The organism is Microbacterium sp. SCPM-O-B-15248 (M128), assembly GCF_058214835.1.
The window spans coordinates 258428-277449 of the sequence record NZ_JBYQLI010000003.1 but is presented as its reverse complement, the minus strand read 5'-3'; the positions used below and the strand labels follow the sequence as shown (position 1 = coordinate 277449).

General features: G+C 71.0%; 19 protein-coding genes. 10 read left to right on the top strand and 9 right to left on the bottom strand.

Annotation, left to right across the window (positions count from 1 at the left end; translation table 11 throughout):
* Positions 1-51: 51 nt before the first annotated feature.
* Entirely contained in the window at positions 52-426 is a 375-nt protein-coding gene (locus AC3E6M_RS06645; protein WP_138172774.1) for an SdpI family protein, read from the bottom strand.
* Between the two features lie 13 nt (positions 427-439).
* Positions 440-4036 carry a transcription-repair coupling factor gene (gene mfd / locus AC3E6M_RS06640; RefSeq protein ID WP_490529422.1) on the bottom strand — a complete coding sequence of 1199 codons (3597 nt, stop codon included), beginning with the start codon at positions 4034-4036 and terminating at the stop codon, positions 440-442.
* 50 nt (positions 4037-4086) lie between these two features.
* On the opposite strand from mfd, the gene AC3E6M_RS06635 reads away from it, so the two are divergent.
* From AC3E6M_RS06635 to AC3E6M_RS06625, 3 genes are all read left to right on the top strand, one after another.
* On the top strand, positions 4087-4575 hold the full coding sequence (locus AC3E6M_RS06635) for a hypothetical protein (RefSeq protein ID WP_138172772.1): 489 nt from the start codon (positions 4087-4089) through the stop codon (positions 4573-4575).
* A 114-nt stretch (positions 4576-4689) separates the two neighbouring features.
* Positions 4690-5205 carry a hypothetical protein gene (locus AC3E6M_RS06630; protein ID WP_138172771.1) on the top strand — a complete coding sequence of 172 codons (516 nt, stop codon included), beginning with the start codon at positions 4690-4692 and terminating at the stop codon, positions 5203-5205.
* Between the two features lie 197 nt (positions 5206-5402).
* Positions 5403-5834, top strand: coding sequence for a hypothetical protein (locus AC3E6M_RS06625; RefSeq protein ID WP_490529420.1), 432 nt, complete (start codon positions 5403-5405; stop codon positions 5832-5834).
* Between the two features lie 13 nt (positions 5835-5847).
* Here the strand turns inward: AC3E6M_RS06625 and pth are convergent, their stop codons facing one another.
* Complete coding sequence (gene pth / locus AC3E6M_RS06620) at positions 5848-6429, bottom strand: aminoacyl-tRNA hydrolase (protein ID WP_490529419.1); 582 nt, start codon at positions 6427-6429, stop codon at positions 5848-5850.
* A gap of 106 nt (positions 6430-6535) precedes the next feature.
* Positions 6536-7153 carry a 50S ribosomal protein L25/general stress protein Ctc gene (locus AC3E6M_RS06615; protein WP_138172768.1) on the bottom strand — a complete coding sequence of 206 codons (618 nt, stop codon included), beginning with the start codon at positions 7151-7153 and terminating at the stop codon, positions 6536-6538.
* Positions 7154-7440: 287 nt separating this feature from the next.
* On the opposite strand from AC3E6M_RS06615, the gene AC3E6M_RS06610 reads away from it, so the two are divergent.
* Positions 7441-7566 (top strand): hypothetical protein, encoded by a 126-nt coding sequence (locus tag AC3E6M_RS06610; RefSeq protein WP_490529418.1) that lies wholly within the window; start codon positions 7441-7443, stop codon positions 7564-7566.
* Positions 7567-7645: 79 nt separating this feature from the next.
* Here AC3E6M_RS06610 and AC3E6M_RS06605 read toward each other — a convergent pair whose 3' ends face one another.
* From AC3E6M_RS06605 to AC3E6M_RS06595, 3 genes are read right to left on the bottom strand one after another with little or no spacing between them, the layout of a single operon-like run.
* Positions 7646-8647, bottom strand: coding sequence for a zinc-binding dehydrogenase (locus tag AC3E6M_RS06605; protein ID WP_490529417.1), 1002 nt, complete (start codon positions 8645-8647; stop codon positions 7646-7648).
* Between the two features lie 14 nt (positions 8648-8661).
* Positions 8662-9432 (bottom strand): SDR family oxidoreductase, encoded by a 771-nt coding sequence (locus AC3E6M_RS06600; protein WP_138172766.1) that lies wholly within the window; start codon positions 9430-9432, stop codon positions 8662-8664.
* A 13-nt stretch (positions 9433-9445) separates the two neighbouring features.
* The gene (locus AC3E6M_RS06595) at positions 9446-10834 is read right to left on the bottom strand and encodes a GntP family permease (RefSeq protein WP_138172801.1); all 1389 of its coding nucleotides are present in this window, start codon (positions 10832-10834) and stop codon (positions 9446-9448) included.
* A gap of 138 nt (positions 10835-10972) precedes the next feature.
* Between AC3E6M_RS06595 and AC3E6M_RS06590 the strand changes: the two genes are divergently transcribed.
* The 6 genes from AC3E6M_RS06590 (at position 10973) to AC3E6M_RS06565 (ending at position 16599) form a co-directional block, all read left to right on the top strand.
* Positions 10973-11668 carry a FadR/GntR family transcriptional regulator gene (locus AC3E6M_RS06590; protein ID WP_138172765.1) on the top strand — a complete coding sequence of 232 codons (696 nt, stop codon included), beginning with the start codon at positions 10973-10975 and terminating at the stop codon, positions 11666-11668.
* 32 nt (positions 11669-11700) lie between these two features.
* A complete protein-coding gene (locus AC3E6M_RS06585; protein WP_490529416.1) occupies positions 11701-12216 on the top strand; it encodes a gluconokinase in 516 nt (171 codons plus the stop codon).
* 83 nt (positions 12217-12299) lie between these two features.
* Positions 12300-13895: an NADP-dependent phosphogluconate dehydrogenase gene (gene gnd / locus AC3E6M_RS06580; protein ID WP_138172763.1), complete on the top strand. Its 1596-nt coding sequence runs from the start codon at positions 12300-12302 to the stop codon at positions 13893-13895.
* A complete protein-coding gene (locus tag AC3E6M_RS06575) occupies positions 13850-14353 on the top strand; it encodes a VanZ family protein (protein WP_490529637.1) in 504 nt (167 codons plus the stop codon). The genes gnd and AC3E6M_RS06575 overlap by 46 nt, the downstream gene beginning before the upstream one ends.
* A gap of 21 nt (positions 14354-14374) precedes the next feature.
* Positions 14375-15109 (top strand): response regulator transcription factor, encoded by a 735-nt coding sequence (locus AC3E6M_RS06570; protein WP_138172761.1) that lies wholly within the window; start codon positions 14375-14377, stop codon positions 15107-15109.
* The gene (locus tag AC3E6M_RS06565) at positions 15106-16599 is read left to right on the top strand and encodes a sensor histidine kinase (RefSeq protein ID WP_490529415.1); all 1494 of its coding nucleotides are present in this window, start codon (positions 15106-15108) and stop codon (positions 16597-16599) included. Before AC3E6M_RS06570 ends, AC3E6M_RS06565 begins: the two co-directional genes overlap by 4 nt.
* Here the strand turns inward: AC3E6M_RS06565 and AC3E6M_RS06560 are convergent.
* Positions 16593-18146, bottom strand: coding sequence for an FAD-dependent oxidoreductase (locus AC3E6M_RS06560; RefSeq protein ID WP_490529414.1), 1554 nt, complete (start codon positions 18144-18146; stop codon positions 16593-16595). The genes AC3E6M_RS06565 and AC3E6M_RS06560 overlap by 7 nt on opposite strands.
* A complete protein-coding gene (locus AC3E6M_RS06555) occupies positions 18146-19021 on the bottom strand; it encodes an FAD:protein FMN transferase (protein ID WP_490529413.1) in 876 nt (291 codons plus the stop codon). The genes AC3E6M_RS06560 and AC3E6M_RS06555 overlap by 1 nt, the downstream gene beginning before the upstream one ends.
* Position 19022: the final 1 nt, after the last annotated feature.

Here is a 19022-nt window from a genome sequence, read left to right as displayed (position 1 = left end):
AGCGCCGGGGCACGAGACGGGGCGAGGGGGGCACGGCACCGCCGCGCCGGATCACGTCCGGTCGGTCACCTCGCGCGCCGCGCGTCCGCCGACCACTGCCGCGCGCACGGAGAAGCCGATCACCGTCACGGCGCCGAGCACGATCACGGCGGCCATCACCGGCTCCTGCGCGGCCCCGGGTAGGAGGAGAGCACACCACGGCAGCACGGCCGTGACGACGGCGACGATCGCGCTCCGGCGGAGATCGGCCGCCCCGGCGCGATGCGCGGCGATCCAAGCGGCGTCGGACGCCTGAGTGGCGACGGTCCGGATGCCGATGAGGTCGTTGCGCGCGAGCGTTCCCGCCGCCGAGCGGCGCGCGGTCCACGACGCGACCCCCGCCAGGGCGAGCATCGACACGCTGACGATGACGAGAGTGGGGATCACGGCATCCGTCCGATCACGCCGGCGCGGTCTCGGACTCCTTGGCCGCGGGAAGCGGCCACAGGGCGTCGAGCAACTGACGCACCCACGCGATGAGGTTCCCGTCGGCGGTGTCCGACGGGAGCGGGACGACCATCGCGTCGCCGTTCGCGACGAGCTTCGCCTTCGGGTAGAGCCGCTGCAGGCGCACGCGCATCGAGTCGGGGAGGTTCGCGGGAGCGATGCGGAGGTTCGAGCCCATCGCGACGACATCGGCGAGGCCCGCTTGCGCGGCACGGCGGCGCAGCCGCGCGACGGCGATGAGACCCTCCACTTCGGCCGGCGGCTCGCCGTACCGATCGCGGAGCTCGTCGACGACGAGGTCGATGGCGTCGTCCTTGGCGGTGGCGGATGCCGCGGCCGAGAGCTTCTGGTACGCCTCGAGCCGCAAGCGCTCGCTGTCGATGTAGGTCTCGGGCAGACGCGCATCCACGGGCAGCTCGAGCCGCAACTCGGTCGGCCCCTCGGTGTCTTCGCCGCGGAAGGTCGCCACGGCCTCGCCGATCATGCGCAGGTACAGGTCGAACCCGACGCCGGCGATATGGCCGGCCTGCTCGGCACCGAGCAGGTTTCCCGCACCGCGCAGCTCCAGGTCTTTCAGGGCCACCTGCATGCCGCTGCCGAGGTCGTTGTTGACCGCGATCGTCTCGAGACGGTCGGCGGCGGTCTCGGACAGCGGCTTCATCTCGTCGTACAGGAAGTACGCATACGCACGCTCGCGACCGCGGCCGACGCGACCGCGCAACTGGTGCAGCTGCGACAGACCGTATTTGTCGGCGCGATCGATGATGATCGTGTTCGCGTTGGCAATGTCCAGGCCCGTCTCGATGATCGTCGTCGACACGAGCACATCGGCCCGGCGCTCCCAGAAGTCGTCGACGACCTGCTCGAGGGCGTGCTCCCCCATCTGGCCGTGCGCGACGACGATGCGGGCCTCGGGCACGAGTTCGGCCAGGTGCGCGGCGACGCGCTGGATCGACGACACGCGGTTGTGCACGTAGAACACCTGCCCCTCGCGCAGCAGCTCGCGACGGATGGCCGCGGCGATCTGCTTGTCGTTGCGGGGGCCGACGTACGAGAGGATCGGATGCCGGTCCTCGGGCGGGGTGGCCAGGGTCGACATCTCGCGGATACCGGTGACGGCCATCTCGAGCGTGCGGGGAATGGGCGTGGCGCTCATCGCGAGGATGTCGACGTTGGTCTTGAGCTTCTTCAGCGAGTCCTTGTGCTCGACACCGAAGCGCTGCTCCTCGTCGATGATCATCAGGCCGAGATCTTTGAAGATGACCTTCTCGGTAAGGATGCGGTGCGTGCCGATGACCATGTCGACCGTGCCGTCGGTGAGGCCCGCCAGGGTGGCCTTGGCCTCTTTGTCGGTCTGGAACCGCGAGAGCGGTCGCACGGTGACGGGGAAGCCGGCGAAACGCTCGGCGAAGGTCTCGAGGTGCTGCTTGACGAGGAGGGTCGTGGGCACGAGCATCGCGACCTGCTTGCCGTCCTGGATCGCCTTGAACGCCGCGCGCACCGCGACCTCGGTCTTTCCGAAACCGACGTCGCCCGAGAGCAGACGATCCATCGGAATCGGCTTCTCCATGTCGGCCTTGATCTCGTCGATCGTCTGGAGCTGGTCGAGCGTCTCGGCGAACGGGAACGCCTCTTCGAGCTCACGCTGCCACGGGGTGTCGGGACCGAAGGCGTACCCCTTGGATGCCATGCGCGCCGAATACAGCTTCACCAGCTCGACCGCGATGTCGCGGACGGCCTTGCGAGCACGGCCCTTCGCCGCGGCCCAGTCGCCGCCGCCCATCTTGGACAGAGTCGGGGCCTCGCCGCCGACGTACTTCGACAGCAGGTCGAGCTGGTCGGTCGGGACGAACAGCTTGTCGCCCGGATATCCGCGCTTCGACGGCGCGTACTCCAGGACCAGGTACTCCTTGGTCGTCTTCACGGCGTTGCGTCCGCCGCTCGAGACCTCGCGGCGGGTCAGTTCGAGGAACTTGCCGATGCCGTGCGTGGCATGGACGACGACGTCGCCGGGCTTGAGCTGCAGGGGGTCGACGACGTTGCGTCGCCGCGACGCGAGCTTCTTCACACCGCGGTTGTCGCCGCCGACCGCGCGACCGTAGAACTCCGTCTCGGTGATGACGGCGAACTTCGTCTCTGTCAGTTCGAAACCGCGCTCCAGCGGTGCGCACACCACGTGCGCGACACCGGGTTCGGGCGGGGACAGCACGGCGTCGACGCGGCGAGCCGCGATCCCGCGCTCGGCGAGGACGTCGCGCGCGCGGTCCACCAGACCGGGTCCGGATGCCGTCACGACCACGGACCACCCCTCGGCGAGCAGTCCGCCGACGTGGGCGGTGGCCCCGTCGACGTTGCCCTGGAAGGACGGCACCGGGTCGGCCTTCACCCGATGCGCGGAGTCGTCGCCGACCACGAGGCCCTCGGCCTCGGCATCCGCCGCTCCGGAGTCGAACGCGCTCAGGCGCCACCACACCCCACCGCGGCCGCCGGCGATCTCGCGCAGGTCGTCGAGGGTGAGGAAGTCGCCCGCGCCGAGGTCGACCGGGGTGTCGGCACCGGCGGTGGCCGCCGACCACGCCGCCTCGAGGAACTCGCGGTTCGTGTCGCCGAGCGTCGTGGCACGCGCCAGCGAACGTTCCGGGTCGACCAGGGCGACGGCGGTCCCCCCGGGCAGGTAGTCGACGATCGTGGTGAGGCCGTCGATCAGCACCGGGATCAGCGACTCCATGCCCTCGGCCGGGATGCCTTCGGCCATCTTCTCGAGCAACTGGCGCAGACCGGGGTAGCCGTCGCGCAGTTCGGCGGCCCGCGCCCGCACGGCGGGCGTCAGGAGCAGCTCGCGGCTCGGCACGAGGGAGACCTCGAGCACCTCGCCGGGCAGCGAACGCTGGTCGGCGACCGAGAAGGCACGGATCTGATCGACCTCGTCGCCGAAGAACTCGACGCGGTACGGGTGGTCGGCGACCGGCGGGAAGACGTCCAGGATGCCGCCGCGCACGGCGAACTCCCCCCGGCGCGAGACCATGTCGACGCGGTGGTAGGCCAGTTCGACCAGACGCGCGGAGACCTCGTCGAGCTCGCTGCCGCGGCCCCCGACCCGCAGGTCGACCGGCTCGACGTCGCCGAGGCCCGGGGCCAGCGGCTGCAACGCGCTGCGTACCGACGCGGTGACCACGAGTGGCGCGGCACCGTCCCACGCGGCGATCCGGCGCAGCACGTCGAGGCGACGCCCGACGGTCTCGGGGCTCGGGCTCAAGCGCTCGTGCGGCAGCGTCTCCCACGCCGGGAAGTGCATGACCTGCGCGCCCGGGAGCACGGCATCCAGGGCGGGGCCGAGAGACTCGGCGCGACGACCGGTCGGAGCGATCACCAGAACGGCGCCGGGCGAGCCCGCGGTGCGGCGGTGCTCGAGGAGAGCCGCGATGACGGGGGCGTCGAGTCCATCGACGACGGAGAGAGACAGATCGGAGGATGCCGCCGACGCGGCCTCCCGGTACGACTCAGCCTGCTCGAGGGCGCGCACGATCCCGGGAACTGTCACTCGACACATCCTACGCGGAGGCACCGACACCGGCTCCGAACGCCCCGTAGGGTGGCTTCATGACCTCGCCCCGCGTTCCCGGCGAGCCCTCGTTCGCGGCTCCCCACACGGCGCCGCCGGCCGGTACCTTCCTCACCGCTCCCCCGGCCGCGAAGCGGCGGCGTCCGCTGGGTGCGCTGGCCCTCCTTCTCTCGATCCTCGCCGGGGTCGTGGCGTCCGCGATCGGCGGATTCGCCGCCTTCCGGGTCGCTCGAGGTGCCGGGGCGGAGTTCCTCGCCCGCGGAGGGCAGTCCGTGGACTGGCGAATCCTGTCGCCGGTTCGCGACCTCGTCCTGCTGGCGGAGGTGTGCTTCTGGGCCGGGACCGTCCTCGGCGTGACGGCGTTCGTGCTGGGGATCGTCGCGACCGCACGCGATCGCGGTCGGGCCGCAGGCATCGCGGCCATCGTCGTCTCGGCGCTCGGTCCGTTCCTCTTCGCGGCGCTGGTCTTCCTGGCCCTCACGGCAGGCGCGAGCACCTCCGTCGGCAGCGTCGGTTCTCCGGTCTGAGGCTCGTTACCCGCTCCCGCCCCCGCGCGTCCACCCCCGCGGGCGTGTGCGGCTCCGTCCGTAGGCTGACCGGGACGGGGGTGACCAGGCCCTCGCCGACCAGAGGAGGACACCGTGAGCAGCACACCGCCGCCCTTCGAGCCCGATCGCACGCCGCCCGCCACCCGCGCCGAGGCCGCTCAAGCCTCCTACGCCGCACCCCCCATCGCCGAGCCGCACGGACGCGCGCTGTCGGCGAAAGGCCCCCGCGGCCTCGGGCTCATCGCGTTCGTCGTGTCGCTGGCCGCCATCGTGATCGGTTCGGTCCTCGGCATCCTCGGTGGGATCCAGAGCGGAAGCCTGACGCAGTTCGCCGCGATCACCGACGGGACAGCCTCCATCGACCCCGACGCCCTCCCCGCCGCGGCGAACCAGATCGGTCTCGCCGCCGGCATCCTGTCGGTGTCGGCCTTCCTCGCGTGGGGCGTGCTCGCCCTGTGGGGCTTCATCCAGGGAATCGTCGCCGCGGTGAAGAACCGCGGGCGCGGCTGGGCCATCGCCGCGATCGTGCTCGCCGTCGTCGGCGGAGGAGTGGTCTTCGTGTTCTTCGGCATCGGAGCCGCCATCGGCGCGGCGCCCTACGTGCAGTAGCACTCGCGACGATGGCCCCGGTCCGCGGACCGGGGCCATCGTCGTTTCGGGGCGACGTGCGCACCGCGCCGCACCCGGGTGAGGCGCCGGTCGGACGAGTTATCCACGGATGTCGCCACGAGCCCCGCGGGGCACCGAACGATGGCGCTAGCTTTCGAACCTGACTTCGATCGACTCGCCCAGCGGAAAGGCACGCGATGAGGGACCCCTCCACGAAATCGACCGGCCCCACCCGGAGCACCCCGTCCTCCGCACGGGCCGCGTCGAGATCGCCCGGTGCGGGCGCGGGCGGACGCGAAGAGGAAGAGCCCTCGGGTCCGTGGCTCGCCGTCTTCGCCGTTCTCGCGGGAATCGCCGTGGCGGCGTGGGCGGTGGGCAACGTCCTTCGCGACAGCCCCGACCCCGCCGTCGGACACCTCGGAGGAGTCTGGGTACTCATCGGCGCAGCGGTGGGTCTCGCCGCGTGCGTGGCCGGCGCGATCGGCATGGCGATCGCCTTCCGTCGCTCGCGCACCGCCCGCCGACCTCCCGGAGGGACGAACCGGTCCGCTCCTCCCCCGCATCCGGGGCGTCCCGTCGCGAGACGACGCCCGTCGCCGGCACGGGGTCGCTCGAACGGCCCGGAGTGACGCGCGCGCGGGCTCAGCGCGGGGCGTGGAATCGCTGCTGGGCGGCGACCAATCCGTCCTCGACCAGCAGCTCGACCGCGTCCGCGGCGTCGGAGATCAGGATGGGCAAGGTTTCGCGCTCTTTCGAGCCGAACGGATCGAGTACCCAGTCGGCCGGGTCCTGCCGCCCGATGGGTCGACCGATGCCGACGCGCACGCGCGGGAAGTCGGGGGTCCCCAGCGCCTTCGCGACGTCGCGCACACCGTTGTGCCCCCCGTGCCCCCCGCCGGTCTTGAGCTTGAGGGTGTCGAAGGGAATGTCGAGCTCGTCGTGCACGACCACCACGCGTTCGGGCTCCACGGCGTAGAACCGCGCGAGCCCGGCGACGGGACCGCCCGAGACGTTCATGAAACTGTTCGGCTTGGCCAGGACCAGCTTCGCTCCCCCGGGACGCAGCCACGTCTCCACGACGCGCGCGTTCGCCTTGTGCGCGCGGAACGACTCGCGACGCCGTCCGGCCAACTCATCGACCACCATCTGACCGATGTTGTGCCGCGTCGCCTCGTACCGCGGACCGGGGTTGCCGAGCCCGACGATCAACCACGTGTCCGCCATGGCATCCATCCTTCCGGATCCGCACGCGGACCCTGACAGCAAAAACGAGGGGGCGTGGATGCACGCCCCCTCGTCGGTCGCGGACCGCTCGCGCGGTCCGCTGAGATCAGTTCTGGTCGCCCTCGGACTGCTCCTCGGCGACCTCGGCGTCGGCCTCCGCGATCTCCTCCTCGGCAGCGAGGGTGTCCAGCGGCACCGAGACACCGACGACGAGCGTCTCGGGGTCGGTCAGCAGCGCGGCACCGGCGGGCAGCGTCAGGTCGGCAGCGGTGATCTGCGTGCCGTCCTCGGCGCCCTCGACCGAGACCTCGACGTTCTGCGGGATGTGGGTGGCCTCGACCTCGAGCGACACCGTCGTGTTCTCGAGGTTGACGATCGTGCCGGGGAAGGGCTCGCCGACGACCGTGACGGGGATGTCGACCTGGACCTTCTCGCCCTTGCGGACGACGAGGAGGTCGATGTGCTCGATGATCTGACGCACGGGGTCCTTCTGCACGTCCTTCACGAGCACGAGCTGGCTCTTGCCCGCGATGTCGAGGTCGAGCAGCGCGTTGGCGCGACGGATCAGCAGAGCGACCTGGTGGCCCGGCAGCGCGACGTGCTGCGGGTCGGTGCCGTGACCGTAGATGACGGCCGGGATCTTGCCCGCGGCGCGGAGGCGACGGGCGAAGCCCTTGCCAAAGTTCTCGCGGAGTTCCGCGACGACCTTGTTGTCTTCCGACATGATGTTCTCCTCGCGGGCACGGGTCCCGCAGCTTGTGAGCGGACGGTGTCCGCACGTATGTGGTCTGGATTCGACTCGAACGCGAGCGCGTGAGGAAAGCCGGGAGCCTGCATCACCGCGTCGATCACGGATGCCACGCGCACCACCCGGGCGCACGAGGTTGCATCCCTCGCCGAAGTTCCCCGGAAGTCTACCAGCGACGCGCTCCGCGTTCGACCGGGCTGCCGCACCGGCTGCGCGAGACGCACCGGTAGGATTTGGTGAGCCCCACCGACCGGAGGAACTTCATGGACAGCGGCCTCTTCTCTCACGTCGTGCTCTGGACGATCGGCGTGATTTCCGCGATCGGCGCCGTCGGCGCGATCGGCGCCCTCTTCTCGCTCGGGCGCACCGCCGACTACAAGAAGCACTGACCGCTTCCGCCGAAGAAACGACGGACGGCGCCGGGCCCGAGCGGCCCGGCGCCGTCTGCGTGCCGGCGGATACCGCGCTCTACAGCGCGAACAGCACCTTTCCGGACGCATCGGAGTCCCGAGCGGTGGCGAAGGCGGTCTCGGCCTCCGCGAGCGGGAACTCGTGCGTGATCGCGGCCTCGATGTCGGGCCGTTCGACCAGGAGGCGAATCGCCTGATCGATCTCGTCGGCGAAGCGGAAGCTGCCCAGATAGCGCACTTCCTTGGCGATGAAGGGGGCGAGGTTCACGGATCGCTCCGCGTCGGGGAGCATCCCGACCTGCACCACGGTCCCCGCGATCCGCACCGCCCGCAGGGCCGCCGAGATGGACTGCGGCACACCCGAACACTCCAGGACGACGTCGAACGCTCCCGCGGAGAGCTCCTCCGCCCGCACGTCCACGGTCTCGGCCGCGCCCAGCTCTCGCGCCCGGGCGAGCGGTCCGGGCAGGACGTCCGTGGCGGTGACCCGCGCTCCGGCCGCCGCGGAGGCGGCCACGGCCATGAGCCCGATCGGACCGGATCCCGTGACGAGCACGCTCCGGCCCTCGACGGGTCCGGCCTTTCCGAGCGCGTGCAGAGCGACCGCGAGCGGCTCCGCGAGCGCCGCCCGGCGCACCGTGAGGCCGTCCGGCAGAGGCCTGACCATGCGACGGTCGACGACGAGATACTCCGCGGCCGCGCCCTGGGTGTGCGGCCACGTCGAGGCGCTCCCCAAGTAGGAGCCCCCTGGCCACAGGTGCGGGTCGTCCTCGATTCCGGGACGAGGTCGGCCGAACCGGGCAGGGTGCACGGTCACCGGGGTTCCGGCGGCCCAGCGACCCGCGGGGTCGTGATCGATCCGCCCCGAGAGCTCGTGACCGGGGATGAGCGGCTCGCGCACGACGAACGCTCCATTGGCCCCGTGGAAGTAGTAGTGCAGATCCGAACCGCAGATCCCGATGTAGTCGACCCGGATCCGGACCTCGTCCGCCCCGGGCTCCGGAACGGCGATGTCGCGCACCGCCGCCTCGCGGGCGGCGTCGATGAAGAGTGCCTGCATGTCTCGTCCTTCCGTCAGACGACCGCGGTCATTCCGCCGTCGACGAAGATGTTCTGGCCCGACACGAAGCTCGAGGCATCCGAGGCGAGGAAGAGCAGCGCCCCGTCGAGCTCGGCGAAATCGCCCCACCGGCGCGCGGGCGTGCGCTGGGTGAGCCAGGCCGTGAACTCGGCGTCGTCGACGAGGTCGCGATTCATCTCGGTCGCGAAGTAGCCCGGCGACAGCGCATTGACCTGGATGCCGTGGCGAGCGAGGTCCGCGGCCATTCCGGCCGTCAGCTGGGCGACGCCCCCCTTGGCGGCCGAGTACGGCGCGATGGTCTGCCGCGCCAGACGCGACTGGACGGACGCGATGTTGACGATCTTGCCCGAGCCGCGGGCCACCATCGCCGGAGCGACGAAGCGCGTCACGTAGAACACACCGGACAGGTTCGCCGCCATGAGCTCGTCCCAGTCCTGCACCGCGAACTCGTGGATCGGAGCGCGACGCTGGATGCCGGCGTTGTTGACGAGGATGTCGGGGACCCCGACCCGCTCGATGAGGGTCTCGAGCTGCGCCTGTGCGGCCGCGGCATCCGTCACGTCGAACACGACGGATGCGGCCTCGCGGCCCGAGAGGGCCGCCAGGTCGCGACGGGTGGCCTCGACGGCATCCCGGTCGCGCCCGTGCACGATGACGCGCGCGCCGGCGCGGGCCAGCGCGGTCGCGAGGGAGCGGCCGAGTCCGCGCGACGACCCGGTCACGAGCGCCAGACGGTCGCTGACGTCGAAGAGCGAAGTACTCATGCGTCCCGCCCGGTCAGATCAGCGCGCCGACGCCGAAGACGGCGAGCGCGGCGAGGAAGCCGAGGACCGACTCGATCGCCTGCTGCACGGTCCAGGTCTTCAGGGTGGTCTTGACGTCCATGCCCATGAGGCGGCCGACGAGCCAGAAGCCGGAGTCGTTCACGTGCCCGGCGAACACCGAGCCGGCCGCGGTCGCCAGGGTGATGGCGGCGACCTGCAGGGGCGAGAAGTCGCCGGCCATGACGGCGGGGGCGGCAAGGCCCGCGGCGGTGACGAGCGCGACCGTCGCCGATCCCTGCGCGAGGCGGAGGACCACGGCGATGATGTAGGCCGCGAAGATGATCGGCAGGCCGAGGTCGCTCAAGCTGTCGGCGAGCGCGTCGCCGATGCCCGAGGCGCGCAGGACCGCGCCGAACATGCCTCCGGCGCCGGTGATGAGGATGACGGATGCCACCGGGCCGAGCGACGAGTCGACGACCTTCTCGATCGCCGTGCCCTTCTCGCCGCGGCGGAAGCCGAAGACGATGGTGGCCACGATCACGGTGATGAGCAGGGCGACGGCAGAGTTGCCGAGCAGGATGAGCACCTGCACCCAGGTGTCGTCCGTCGAGACGGCACCGGCGCTCGCGAGTGTCGACAGCCCGGTGTTGAGGAAGATCAGCAGCATCGGCAGCAGCAGGACCGCGATGACGGTCCCTGGCTTCGGGGCGTTGACCGGCTGGTCGTCGTCGATCTCGCCGAAGAGGGCGGGAACCGGCAGCTGGATCCGCTGCGCGACGAATTTGCCCCACAGGTAGCCCGAGACGTACCAGACGGGGAAGGCGATGATGAGGCCGACCAGCAGGACGATTCCGAGGTTGGCGCCGTACAACTCGCTCGCACTGACGGGGCCGGGGTGGGGCGGCAGGAAGACGTGCATGACGGAGAAGGCCGCGGCGGCGGGAAGGCCGAACAGCAGCACGTTCGTGCGCGAGACGCGCCGCGCGATCGCGAAGATGATCGGCAGCATCATCACCAGGCCCGCGTCGAAGAACATCGGGAAGCCCAGGACGAGCGACGTGATGCCGAGCGCGAACGGGGCCCGCTTCTCGCCGAACACCCGCACGAACATCTCCGCGAGCGACCGGGCACCACCGGAATGCTCGATCAAGCGCCCCAGCATGGCTCCGAGGGCGACGAGCAGTGCGACGGTGCCGAGCGTTCCGCCGAACCCTCCGGTGAGAGTGCTCACGATCGCCGACACCGGGATGCCGGCGACGAACGCCGTCACCAGCGACACGATGATCAGTGCCAGGAAGGCGTGCACTTTCAGCCAGATGATCAGGACGAGGATGAGGGCGATCGCTCCCGCCGCGATGGCCAGCAGCGGGGCCGTTCCGAGTGTCTGAGTCCAGTCGTCCAAGAAGATCTCCATTGATTAACGATGGTCGGTCGTGCGCCGTGCGCGGCTGCCTCGATCGGCTCCCGCCGCGAGGCGTCGCACGATCTTCACACAATGATCATATTTTTGACAAGATATGGTCGTACCTAAGGAGGGGTCATGGCCCGAGCCTCACACGGCTCCGTCACCGATGCGATCGGCCGACGGATCGCGGACGGTGTCCTCGTCCCGGGCACGGTCCTCACGCTCGGCGGGCTGGAGGCCGAGTACGGCGTCTCCCGGACGGTCGTCCGCGAGGCCGTGCGCGTCCTCGAGGCGATGGGTCTGGTCGAACAGCGCCGTCGCGTGGGTGTCACCGTGCGTCCACCGAGCGCCTGGAGCGCGCTGGACACGCGTCTGATCGGCTGGCAGCTCGCCGGACCCCGCCGCGACCAGCTCATCGTCAACACCACGGAACTGCGCGCCGCCATCGAGCCCATCGCCGCCCGCTTGAGCGCGCAGCGCTCCACGGACGTGCAGCGGGGCGAGATCCTGCGCCTGGCCGAAGAGCTGGCCCGACTCGGAGCAGCGGGGCTCGGCAATTCCGCCGAATACCTGGAGGCTGACATCGCCTTCCACGACCTCATCCTCGTCTCGAGCGGCAACCTCATGCTCGCCGCCGCCCGCGCGCCCATCGCCGCGGCGATCGAGGGGCGCGCGCTCCACGGATTGACCCCGGGCGTGCCGAACCCCGACGCCCTGCACAACCACGTCGAGACCGCGGCAGCCATCGGGCGCGCCGATCCCGACGCCGCCGAAGAGCACACCCGTCGCTACGTCGCCGCCGTGCTCTCGGAAGTCCGCCACACCATCTGATCGCCCCCGCACATCGACGAAGAGAGAGCCTCTTGGACAGCACCGCACCCGTCCTCGTCTTCATGGGCCCGGCAGGGACCGGGAAATCCACCGTCGCCGCGCTTCTGGCCGGCCGCCTCGGGTGGGACCTGCAGGAAGGCGACGATCTGCATCCCGCCGCCAACGTCGCCAAGATGGCCGCCGGTCACGCGCTGAACGACGACGATCGGGGGCCTTGGCTCGACCGCGTCGCGGCCTGGATCGACGGACAGATCGCCGCGGGCCGGCCCGGCGTCATCACGTGCTCCGCCCTCAAGCGCCGGTACCGCGACGTGCTGCGCCGCGACGACGTGACGTTCGTGCTGCTGATGGGCGACCCCGCGCTCGTCCTCGAACGGCTGCTCCGCCGCCAGGGGCACTTCATGCCGCCGTCGCTGCTCACGTCGCAGTTCAACGCCCTCGAGATCCCGGATGCCGATGAGCAGGCGATCCGCGTCGACCTCGACATGACGCCGCAAGACCAGGTCGACACCGTCATCGCCCGACTGCACCTGTCCCGCGGCGCCTGAACCGCGTCGGACCGAGCCGATACAGTGGCGGGGGACCCGATCCCGTCCGTCCCCCTCTTCCGCACGTGAACACGGAGCAACGAATGACGTCGACCCCCTCCCCGACCGGACCCTCGACCGACCAGGACCAGGCACCGCACGAGGCCGCTCCGCACCACGAGGGTGCGCCCGCCCCCGAGGAGGTCGATCGCCCCACCGCGGAGGCCGATTCCCGTCCCGAGGGTCAAGGAGACGCCAACGCGAACATCGGTGTCGTCGGGCTGGCGGTCATGGGCTCGAACCTGGCCCGCAACCTCGCCAGCCGCGAGGGCAACACCGTCGCCGTGTTCAACCGCAGCGCCGACAAGACCGAGCACCTCGTGGCCGCGCACCCCGAAGCCGGGTTCGTGGACGCGTACTCCTACGCCGACTTCGCCGCGTCGCTGTCGCGGCCGCGCACCGCGATCATCATGGTCAAGGCCGGTCGCGCGACAGACTTCGTCATCGACGAGCTCGTGAAGGTGTTCGAGCCCGGCGACATCATCGTCGACGGCGGCAACGCGCTGTTCACCGACACCATCCGCCGCGAGAAGGCGGTCCGCGAGACCGGAATCAACTACGTCGGCATGGGCGTCTCCGGCGGCGAGGAGGGCGCCCTCCTCGGACCGTCCCTCATGCCCGGCGGCTCCGACGAGTCGTGGCAGACGCTCGGCCCGATCCTGACGTCGATCGCCGCGGTCGCCGAGGGCGAGGCCTGCGTCACCCACGTCGGCCACGACGGTGCCGGCCACTTCGTCAAGATGGTGCACAACGGTATCGAGTACGCCGACATGCAGCTCATCGCCGAGGCCTACGACCTCATCCGCCGCGCCACCGGCAAGACCCCGGCCGAGATCGCCGACGTCTTCGCCGAGTGGAACCGCGGCGAGCTGGAGTCCTACCTCATCGAGATCACCGCCGAGGTGCTGCGCCAGACGGATGCCGAGACCGGCACGCCCCTCGTCGACGTCATCCTCGACCAGGCCGGCGCCAAGGGCACGGGCGCCTGGACGGTGCAGACCGCGCTCGACCTCGGCGTCCCCGTGTCGGGTATCGCGGAAGCCACGTTCGCCCGCTCGCTGTCCAGCCACCCCGAGCAGCGCGAGGTGTCCCGCGAGCTCCCCGGCCCCGCGGGCACCGACGTGCTCTCGGGCGAGGATGCCGACGCGTTCATCGAGCAGGTGCGTCTGGCCCTGTACGCCTCGAAGATCGTCGCGTACAGCCAGGGCTTCGACGAGATCCGCGCGGGTGCCGCCCAGTACGGCTGGAACATCGACCTCGGGGCGGTGTCGAAGATCTGGCGCGGCGGCTGCATCATCCGCGCGCAGTTCCTCAACCGCATCGCCGAGGCGTACGACGCCGAGGCCGAGCTTCCCGTGCTGCTGACCGCCCCCTACTTCGTCGAGGCCCTCGGCCGGGCGCAGGACGCGTGGCGCCACATCGTCGCGCTGTCGGCGGCGAGCGGCATCCCCGCCCCCGCCTTCAGCTCGTCGCTGGCGTACTACGACGGCCTGCGCGCCGAGCGTCTGCCGGCCGCCCTCATCCAGGGCCAGCGCGACTTCTTCGGGGCGCACACGTACCGCCGGATCGACAAGGAGGGGACGTTCCACACCCTCTGGTCGGGCGACCGCACCGAGATCGAGGCCGAGGACACGCACTGAGCCAGCTCTCAGCGAAGCGGCGACGGGCACTGCTCGTCGCCGCTTCGGCGTCGTACACCGTCGGGCTGTGGTGGATGACGTTGCGGCCAGAGCCGTACGGGCCCGAAACCGGAGGTCTCGTGCGTGGGCTCCTCGACCTCCTCTCGGGGTGGCCGCTGACCGCGTGGGTGACGTTCGACCTCGTGGAGTTCTCGGCCAACGTCGCGATGTTCCTCCCCCTCGGCCTGCTCGTCGTGGCCTGGGGCGGGCGCCCGTGGCACGGCATCCTGGCGGGTCTCGCGCTCAGCGCGACGATCGAGACCACGCAGCTGCTGTTCCTCCCCACCCGTGTCGCAGATCTGCGCGACGTCGTGGCGAACACGCTCGGCGCGACTCTCGGCGTGATGGCGGCCGTCCTGATCGCCCGCACAGGTCGACTTCACAGCGAGCGCATAGCGAGTGCCATAGAAAGCTCATAGATACGCCGACACAATGAGTTCATGACCGCGACCGCCAGCGCCCCCGCTTTCACCCGCCCGGACGGCAGCGCCCTCCGCGTCCTCGTCGTCGACGACGAGCAGATGCTCACCGACCTGCTGTCGATGGCGTTGCGCATGGAGGGGTGGGAGGTGCGCACGGCCGGTTCCGGCTTCGACGCGCTGCAGGCGGCCCGGGACTTCGAACCGGATGCCATGGTGCTCGACATCATGATGCCCGACCTCGACGGCATGGCCGTGCTGCAGCGGCTGCGTCACTCGGGCAATGACGTGCCGGTGCTCTTCCTCACCGCGAAGGACGCCGTCGCCGACCGCGTCGCCGGGCTCACCGCCGGCGGCGACGACTACGTCACGAAGCCCTTCAGCCTCGAGGAGGTCGTGGCGCGCCTACGCGGACTGATGCGTCGCGCGGGCACCGCGCTCACGCGCGACTCCGAGCCGATCCTGCGCGTGGGCGACCTCTCGCTCAACGAGGACAGCCACGAGGTGGTGCGCGCGGGAACCGAGATCGAGCTGACCGCGACGGAGTTCGAGCTGCTGCGCTTCCTCATGCGCAACCAGCGCCGCGTCGTGTCCAAGGCGCAGATCCTCGACCGCGTCTGGAACTACGACTTCGGCGGACGTTCGAGCGTCGTCGAGCTGTACATCTCGTACCTGCGCAAGAAGATCGACGCGGGCCACGAGCCGCTCATCCACACCGTCCGCGGCGTCGGCTACATGATCAAAGCCCCTCAGTGAGACGGGTCGAGGCTCGCCACCGCTGGACGCTGCAGTCGCGGCTGATGGCCGCGGTCATCGGAATGGTGGCATTCATCCTGGTGATGATCGCGGTGTCCACCGCGGCGATCATCTCGGGGGTCCTGCAGAGCAACCTGAACACCCAGGTCGCCGCGGCCGTGCGCAATGTCCAGCAGGTGGGGCCCTCGACGACCGCCATCGACGCGCTGGCCGGAGGCCCGTTCCCGGATGGCACCGTGCTGGTGCTGCGCACCCCCGGCCGGGGCGACACCGGGGCGTACGTCGACGGGCGGTCGGTGCGGGCGCTCGACGAGGCGCAAGTCGATGAGATCCGGGATGCCGTGGCCACGGGCCTGCCGGACTCCGACACCATCGACCTGCCGGGCCTCGGGGACTACCGCATCGGGGTGACGGCCAACCAGACCGGCACGGTGGCGGTCCTGGGGCTGCCGCTCAGTCAAGTGACCGCGACGATCGGGGCGATCCTGACCACGGTCGCGCTGGTCACGGCGGGCGGTCTCTTCCTGCTCGCGGCGATCATCGCCATCGTCATCCGGGTGGGTCTGCGGCCTCTGCGCTCCGTGGCCGAGACCGCCGCCCGGGTGGCATCCATCCGCATGGACCAGGGCGATGTCGCCATCGACGAGCGCGTGCCGGCGGATCAGGTCGACGAGCACACCGAGATCGGCCGAGTCGGCGCGGCGTTGAACACGCTCCTCGACAAGGTCGACGCCTCGCTCGCCGCTCGTCAGCGCAACGAAGAGCTCATGCGCCGATTCGTGGCGGATGCCAGTCACGAACTGCGCACGCCCCTGGCATCCATCCGCGGGTTCTCGGAGCTCTCGCTGCGCGCGATGCGCCAAGCGCAGGACGACGAGAGCCGACAGCGCATCGCGATGGCCGTCGAGACGACCGAGCAGTCGCTCGAGCGCATCCAGGCGCAGTCGCTGCGCATGACGACGCTCGTCGAGGACCTGCTGCTGCTCGCGCGCCTCGACGAGGGTCAGGAGCTCGTCTACGGCACGGTCGACCTCACGCGCCTCGCGGTCGAAGCCGTCGGCGACGCCCGACCCGCCGGTCCCGACCACGCGTGGTCGATCGACGTGGACGACGAGCCGGTCGAACTGGCCGGCGACACGTCGCGCCTCAACCAGGTCGTCGCCAACCTGCTCGCCAACGCCCGCACGCACACCCCGGCGGGTACCGAGGTGACGGTGTCGGTGACGCGAGAGGGTCACGACGCGGTGCTGCGCGTGCACGACGACGGGCCGGGCATCGACCCGGCGGTGACACCGCAGCTGTTCGAGCGGTTCGCTCGCGCGGATCGCTCGCGCGACCGCAAGACGGGCGGCACGGGTCTCGGGCTCTCCATCGCGAAGGCGATCGTGGAGGCGCACCAGGGCACGCTCACCGTGCGCAGCGCTCCCGGCGACACGACCTTCGAGGTCAGGCTGCCCGCCAAGCCCCGGGACCCGGCCGGAGTTCAGTAGCCCGCGAACGCGTCCGTCGTGAGCGAGGTCGCTTTCGCGAGAGCCGGAGCCAGAGCCGCGATCAGCCGCGGCGGACCCGACACGTACGCGGCGCGCTGTGCGAGGTCGGGAACCGCGCGCTCGAGCGCCTCGGCGTCCACCCGGTCGGGACCGGCCCACACCCATCCCGCGGGCAGATCCCGCGGCTCGTCGCGGCAGAACACGACCACGGGGATGCCGCTCGCGGCGATGTCGTCGCGGAAGGCCAGCTCGCTCGCCGCCGAGACGACGTACACGAGCACGACGTCGCGGGTCTGACCGGTCGCAGCGAGGTGACGCAGTTGCGAGACGAACGGTGTCACCCCGATGCCGGCGGCCACGAGCAGCACGGGCGCGGTCGGACGCGCGGGCAGCACGAAGTCGCCCCAGACGCCGGTGACCGCGAGCGTGCCGCCGACGGGGACCTCGGCCAGGGCGCGCTTGTACGAGGACTGCGAGCCGTCCTTGAACGCGATGCGCACGATCGGCAGATCCTCCGGCGCCGACGCGATCGAGAACTCGCGGCGCGTGCCGCGCGCGTCGGCGCGCCGATGCGGGACGTCGAGCTCGAGGTACTGGCCCGGCGAGAAGGAGAAGGGCCGCGCGGCGCGGAAGGTCAGCTCGCGCACCGTCGGGGTGAGGTCGCGTCGGCCTTCGACGCGCAGCCGCACGGCCGCGCGCAGGCAGAACAGGAACGCCACGAGATTGCCGATCAGCAGCGCCCGCTCCTGGCCGAGGGTGATCCCCCCGACGGCGATCGGCCAGCCGGCGAGCACACCGACCACCACCGCCACGAGGAACTGCTGACGACGGCGCGGCGGCAGCGTCAGGGGCTCGGACAGCATGAAGGCGCCGAGGAACAGGAAGGGCGACGAGAACGCCACCTGCAGCAGTACCGCCGGCACGTCGACAGGGAACCCCGCGGCCTGGAACTGCACCGTCGTGCGGACGAAGGCCACCGCCACGGCGACGACCCAGAACACCGCGACGATCGCGAGACGGTCGGTACGAGCGAGCAGCAGCAGCCCCAAGACCAGGACGGGCCCCGCCAGCCACGGCGTGCCCACCCACCACGCCGAGCCGCCGAGGTCGGGCGCCCACACGCTCACGATCGTCAGCACGGTCGCGCCGGTCGCCGCCGGGTTGAAGATGTGCCGACCGCGCCACACGAGAAGGTACTTCGACAGGGATGCCACGACCCCGGCGAGCACGAGTCCGGCCAGGCCGAGGGGATCCAGCGTCGGCCGCACGACGAACAGCAGGATCGCGGCGGTGATGAACGAGGACTCCAGGCGACGCGGCATCCGGAGCACGCTCTGCGCGGCGAGGTCGGTGAGCGCGCCCGCGGCCGTGAGCACCGCGGCGCTCACGACGATCTCGAGCGGGTCCGGACCCACGAGACCCGCGAACGACAGCGCGAGGGCGATGACCGCCAGAAGCCCCAGCGACGCGAGGACGAGGCGGTACCTCGACACGCGGCCGAGCAGGCCGCGCACGCGGGTGGAGCCCGCGGTGACGGTGGCGCTCATCAGAAGATCTCTCCTTCGAATCCGGGCGACCATTCCACGCGGCCGTCGGTGCGGATGCGTACCCACGTCGCGCCCCAGGCGGCCGCGAGCTCGGCGCCGCCGTCGAAGAACAGCGCGGTGGCGAGCGCGTCGGCCCGCATCGCCGTGTCGGCGACCGCCCAGGTCGCGGCGTACGCGCGCACGGGAGCCCCGGTCCGCGCATCCAGGACGTGGTGCAGCCCGTCGCCCCACGCGCGGCGCGTGATCGCCGACGCGCATAGAGCACCGTCGCGCACCGTGACGACACCGATCGCGCGCTCGGGATCGTAGGGATGCTCCAGGCCGATGCGGACGGGCGCACCGCGCACCGCGAGATCCCCCGAGCCGTCCACGATGACGTCACCGGCGGTGTGGGCGCGAACGATGTCGAGGACGCGGTCGACCAGACGCCCCTTGCCGAGCGCACCCACGTCGAGCATCGCCGGTCGGGACATCGACAGGATGCCGCTCCCCCACGTCAGCACGTCACGCCAGGCCGGCGCCGGCTCCGCCGCTCCCCGCGGCGCGAGCGTGAGCCGGGCGTCGTACCCGAGCCGGGCCAGGGCATCGCCCACGAGGGGGTTCACGGCACCCCGGGTCGCGGCATCGAGCTCGTCGTACAGCGCGAGCATGGCATCCGTGTCCGCGGGAGCGACGACGGAGGCCGTGCGTCCCTCCGCGAGCGCCGAGACCAGCGAATCGTCGCGGAACCGCGACCACTCCCGGTCGAAACCGTCGACGGCGACCGCGACCCCCGCGCGGGCGACCACCGACAGCGGGTGCGCCGTCTCGATCGCCCACGAGGTGCCGATCGCGTCGAACGTCCAGACCGAACCGGTCGTGGTCGCCGCGGTCATG

Bases quoted from the DNA above. Each gene is read 5' to 3' on its own strand.
- mfd (WP_490529422.1), bottom strand. From the start codon at position 4,036: ATGTGTCGAGTGACAGTTCCCGGGATCGTGCGCGCCCTCGAGCAGGCT.
- AC3E6M_RS06635 (WP_138172772.1), top strand. From the start codon at position 4,087: ATGACCTCGCCCCGCGTTCCCGGCGAGCCCTCGTTCGCGGCTCCCCAC.
- AC3E6M_RS06625 (WP_490529420.1), top strand. From the start codon at position 5,403: ATGAGGGACCCCTCCACGAAATCGACCGGCCCCACCCGGAGCACCCCG.
- pth (WP_490529419.1), bottom strand. From the start codon at position 6,429: ATGGCGGACACGTGGTTGATCGTCGGGCTCGGCAACCCCGGTCCGCGG.
- AC3E6M_RS06615 (WP_138172768.1), bottom strand. From the start codon at position 7,153: ATGTCGGAAGACAACAAGGTCGTCGCGGAACTCCGCGAGAACTTTGGC.
- AC3E6M_RS06610 (WP_490529418.1), top strand. From the start codon at position 7,441: ATGGACAGCGGCCTCTTCTCTCACGTCGTGCTCTGGACGATCGGCGTG.
- AC3E6M_RS06605 (WP_490529417.1), bottom strand. From the start codon at position 8,647: ATGCAGGCACTCTTCATCGACGCCGCCCGCGAGGCGGCGGTGCGCGAC.
- AC3E6M_RS06600 (WP_138172766.1), bottom strand. From the start codon at position 9,432: ATGAGTACTTCGCTCTTCGACGTCAGCGACCGTCTGGCGCTCGTGACC.
- AC3E6M_RS06590 (WP_138172765.1), top strand. From the start codon at position 10,973: ATGGCCCGAGCCTCACACGGCTCCGTCACCGATGCGATCGGCCGACGG.
- gnd (WP_138172763.1), top strand. From the start codon at position 12,300: ATGACGTCGACCCCCTCCCCGACCGGACCCTCGACCGACCAGGACCAG.
- AC3E6M_RS06570 (WP_138172761.1), top strand. From the start codon at position 14,375: ATGACCGCGACCGCCAGCGCCCCCGCTTTCACCCGCCCGGACGGCAGC.
- AC3E6M_RS06560 (WP_490529414.1), bottom strand. From the start codon at position 18,146: ATGAGCGCCACCGTCACCGCGGGCTCCACCCGCGTGCGCGGCCTGCTC.
- AC3E6M_RS06555 (WP_490529413.1), bottom strand. From the start codon at position 19,021: ATGACCGCGGCGACCACGACCGGTTCGGTCTGGACGTTCGACGCGATC.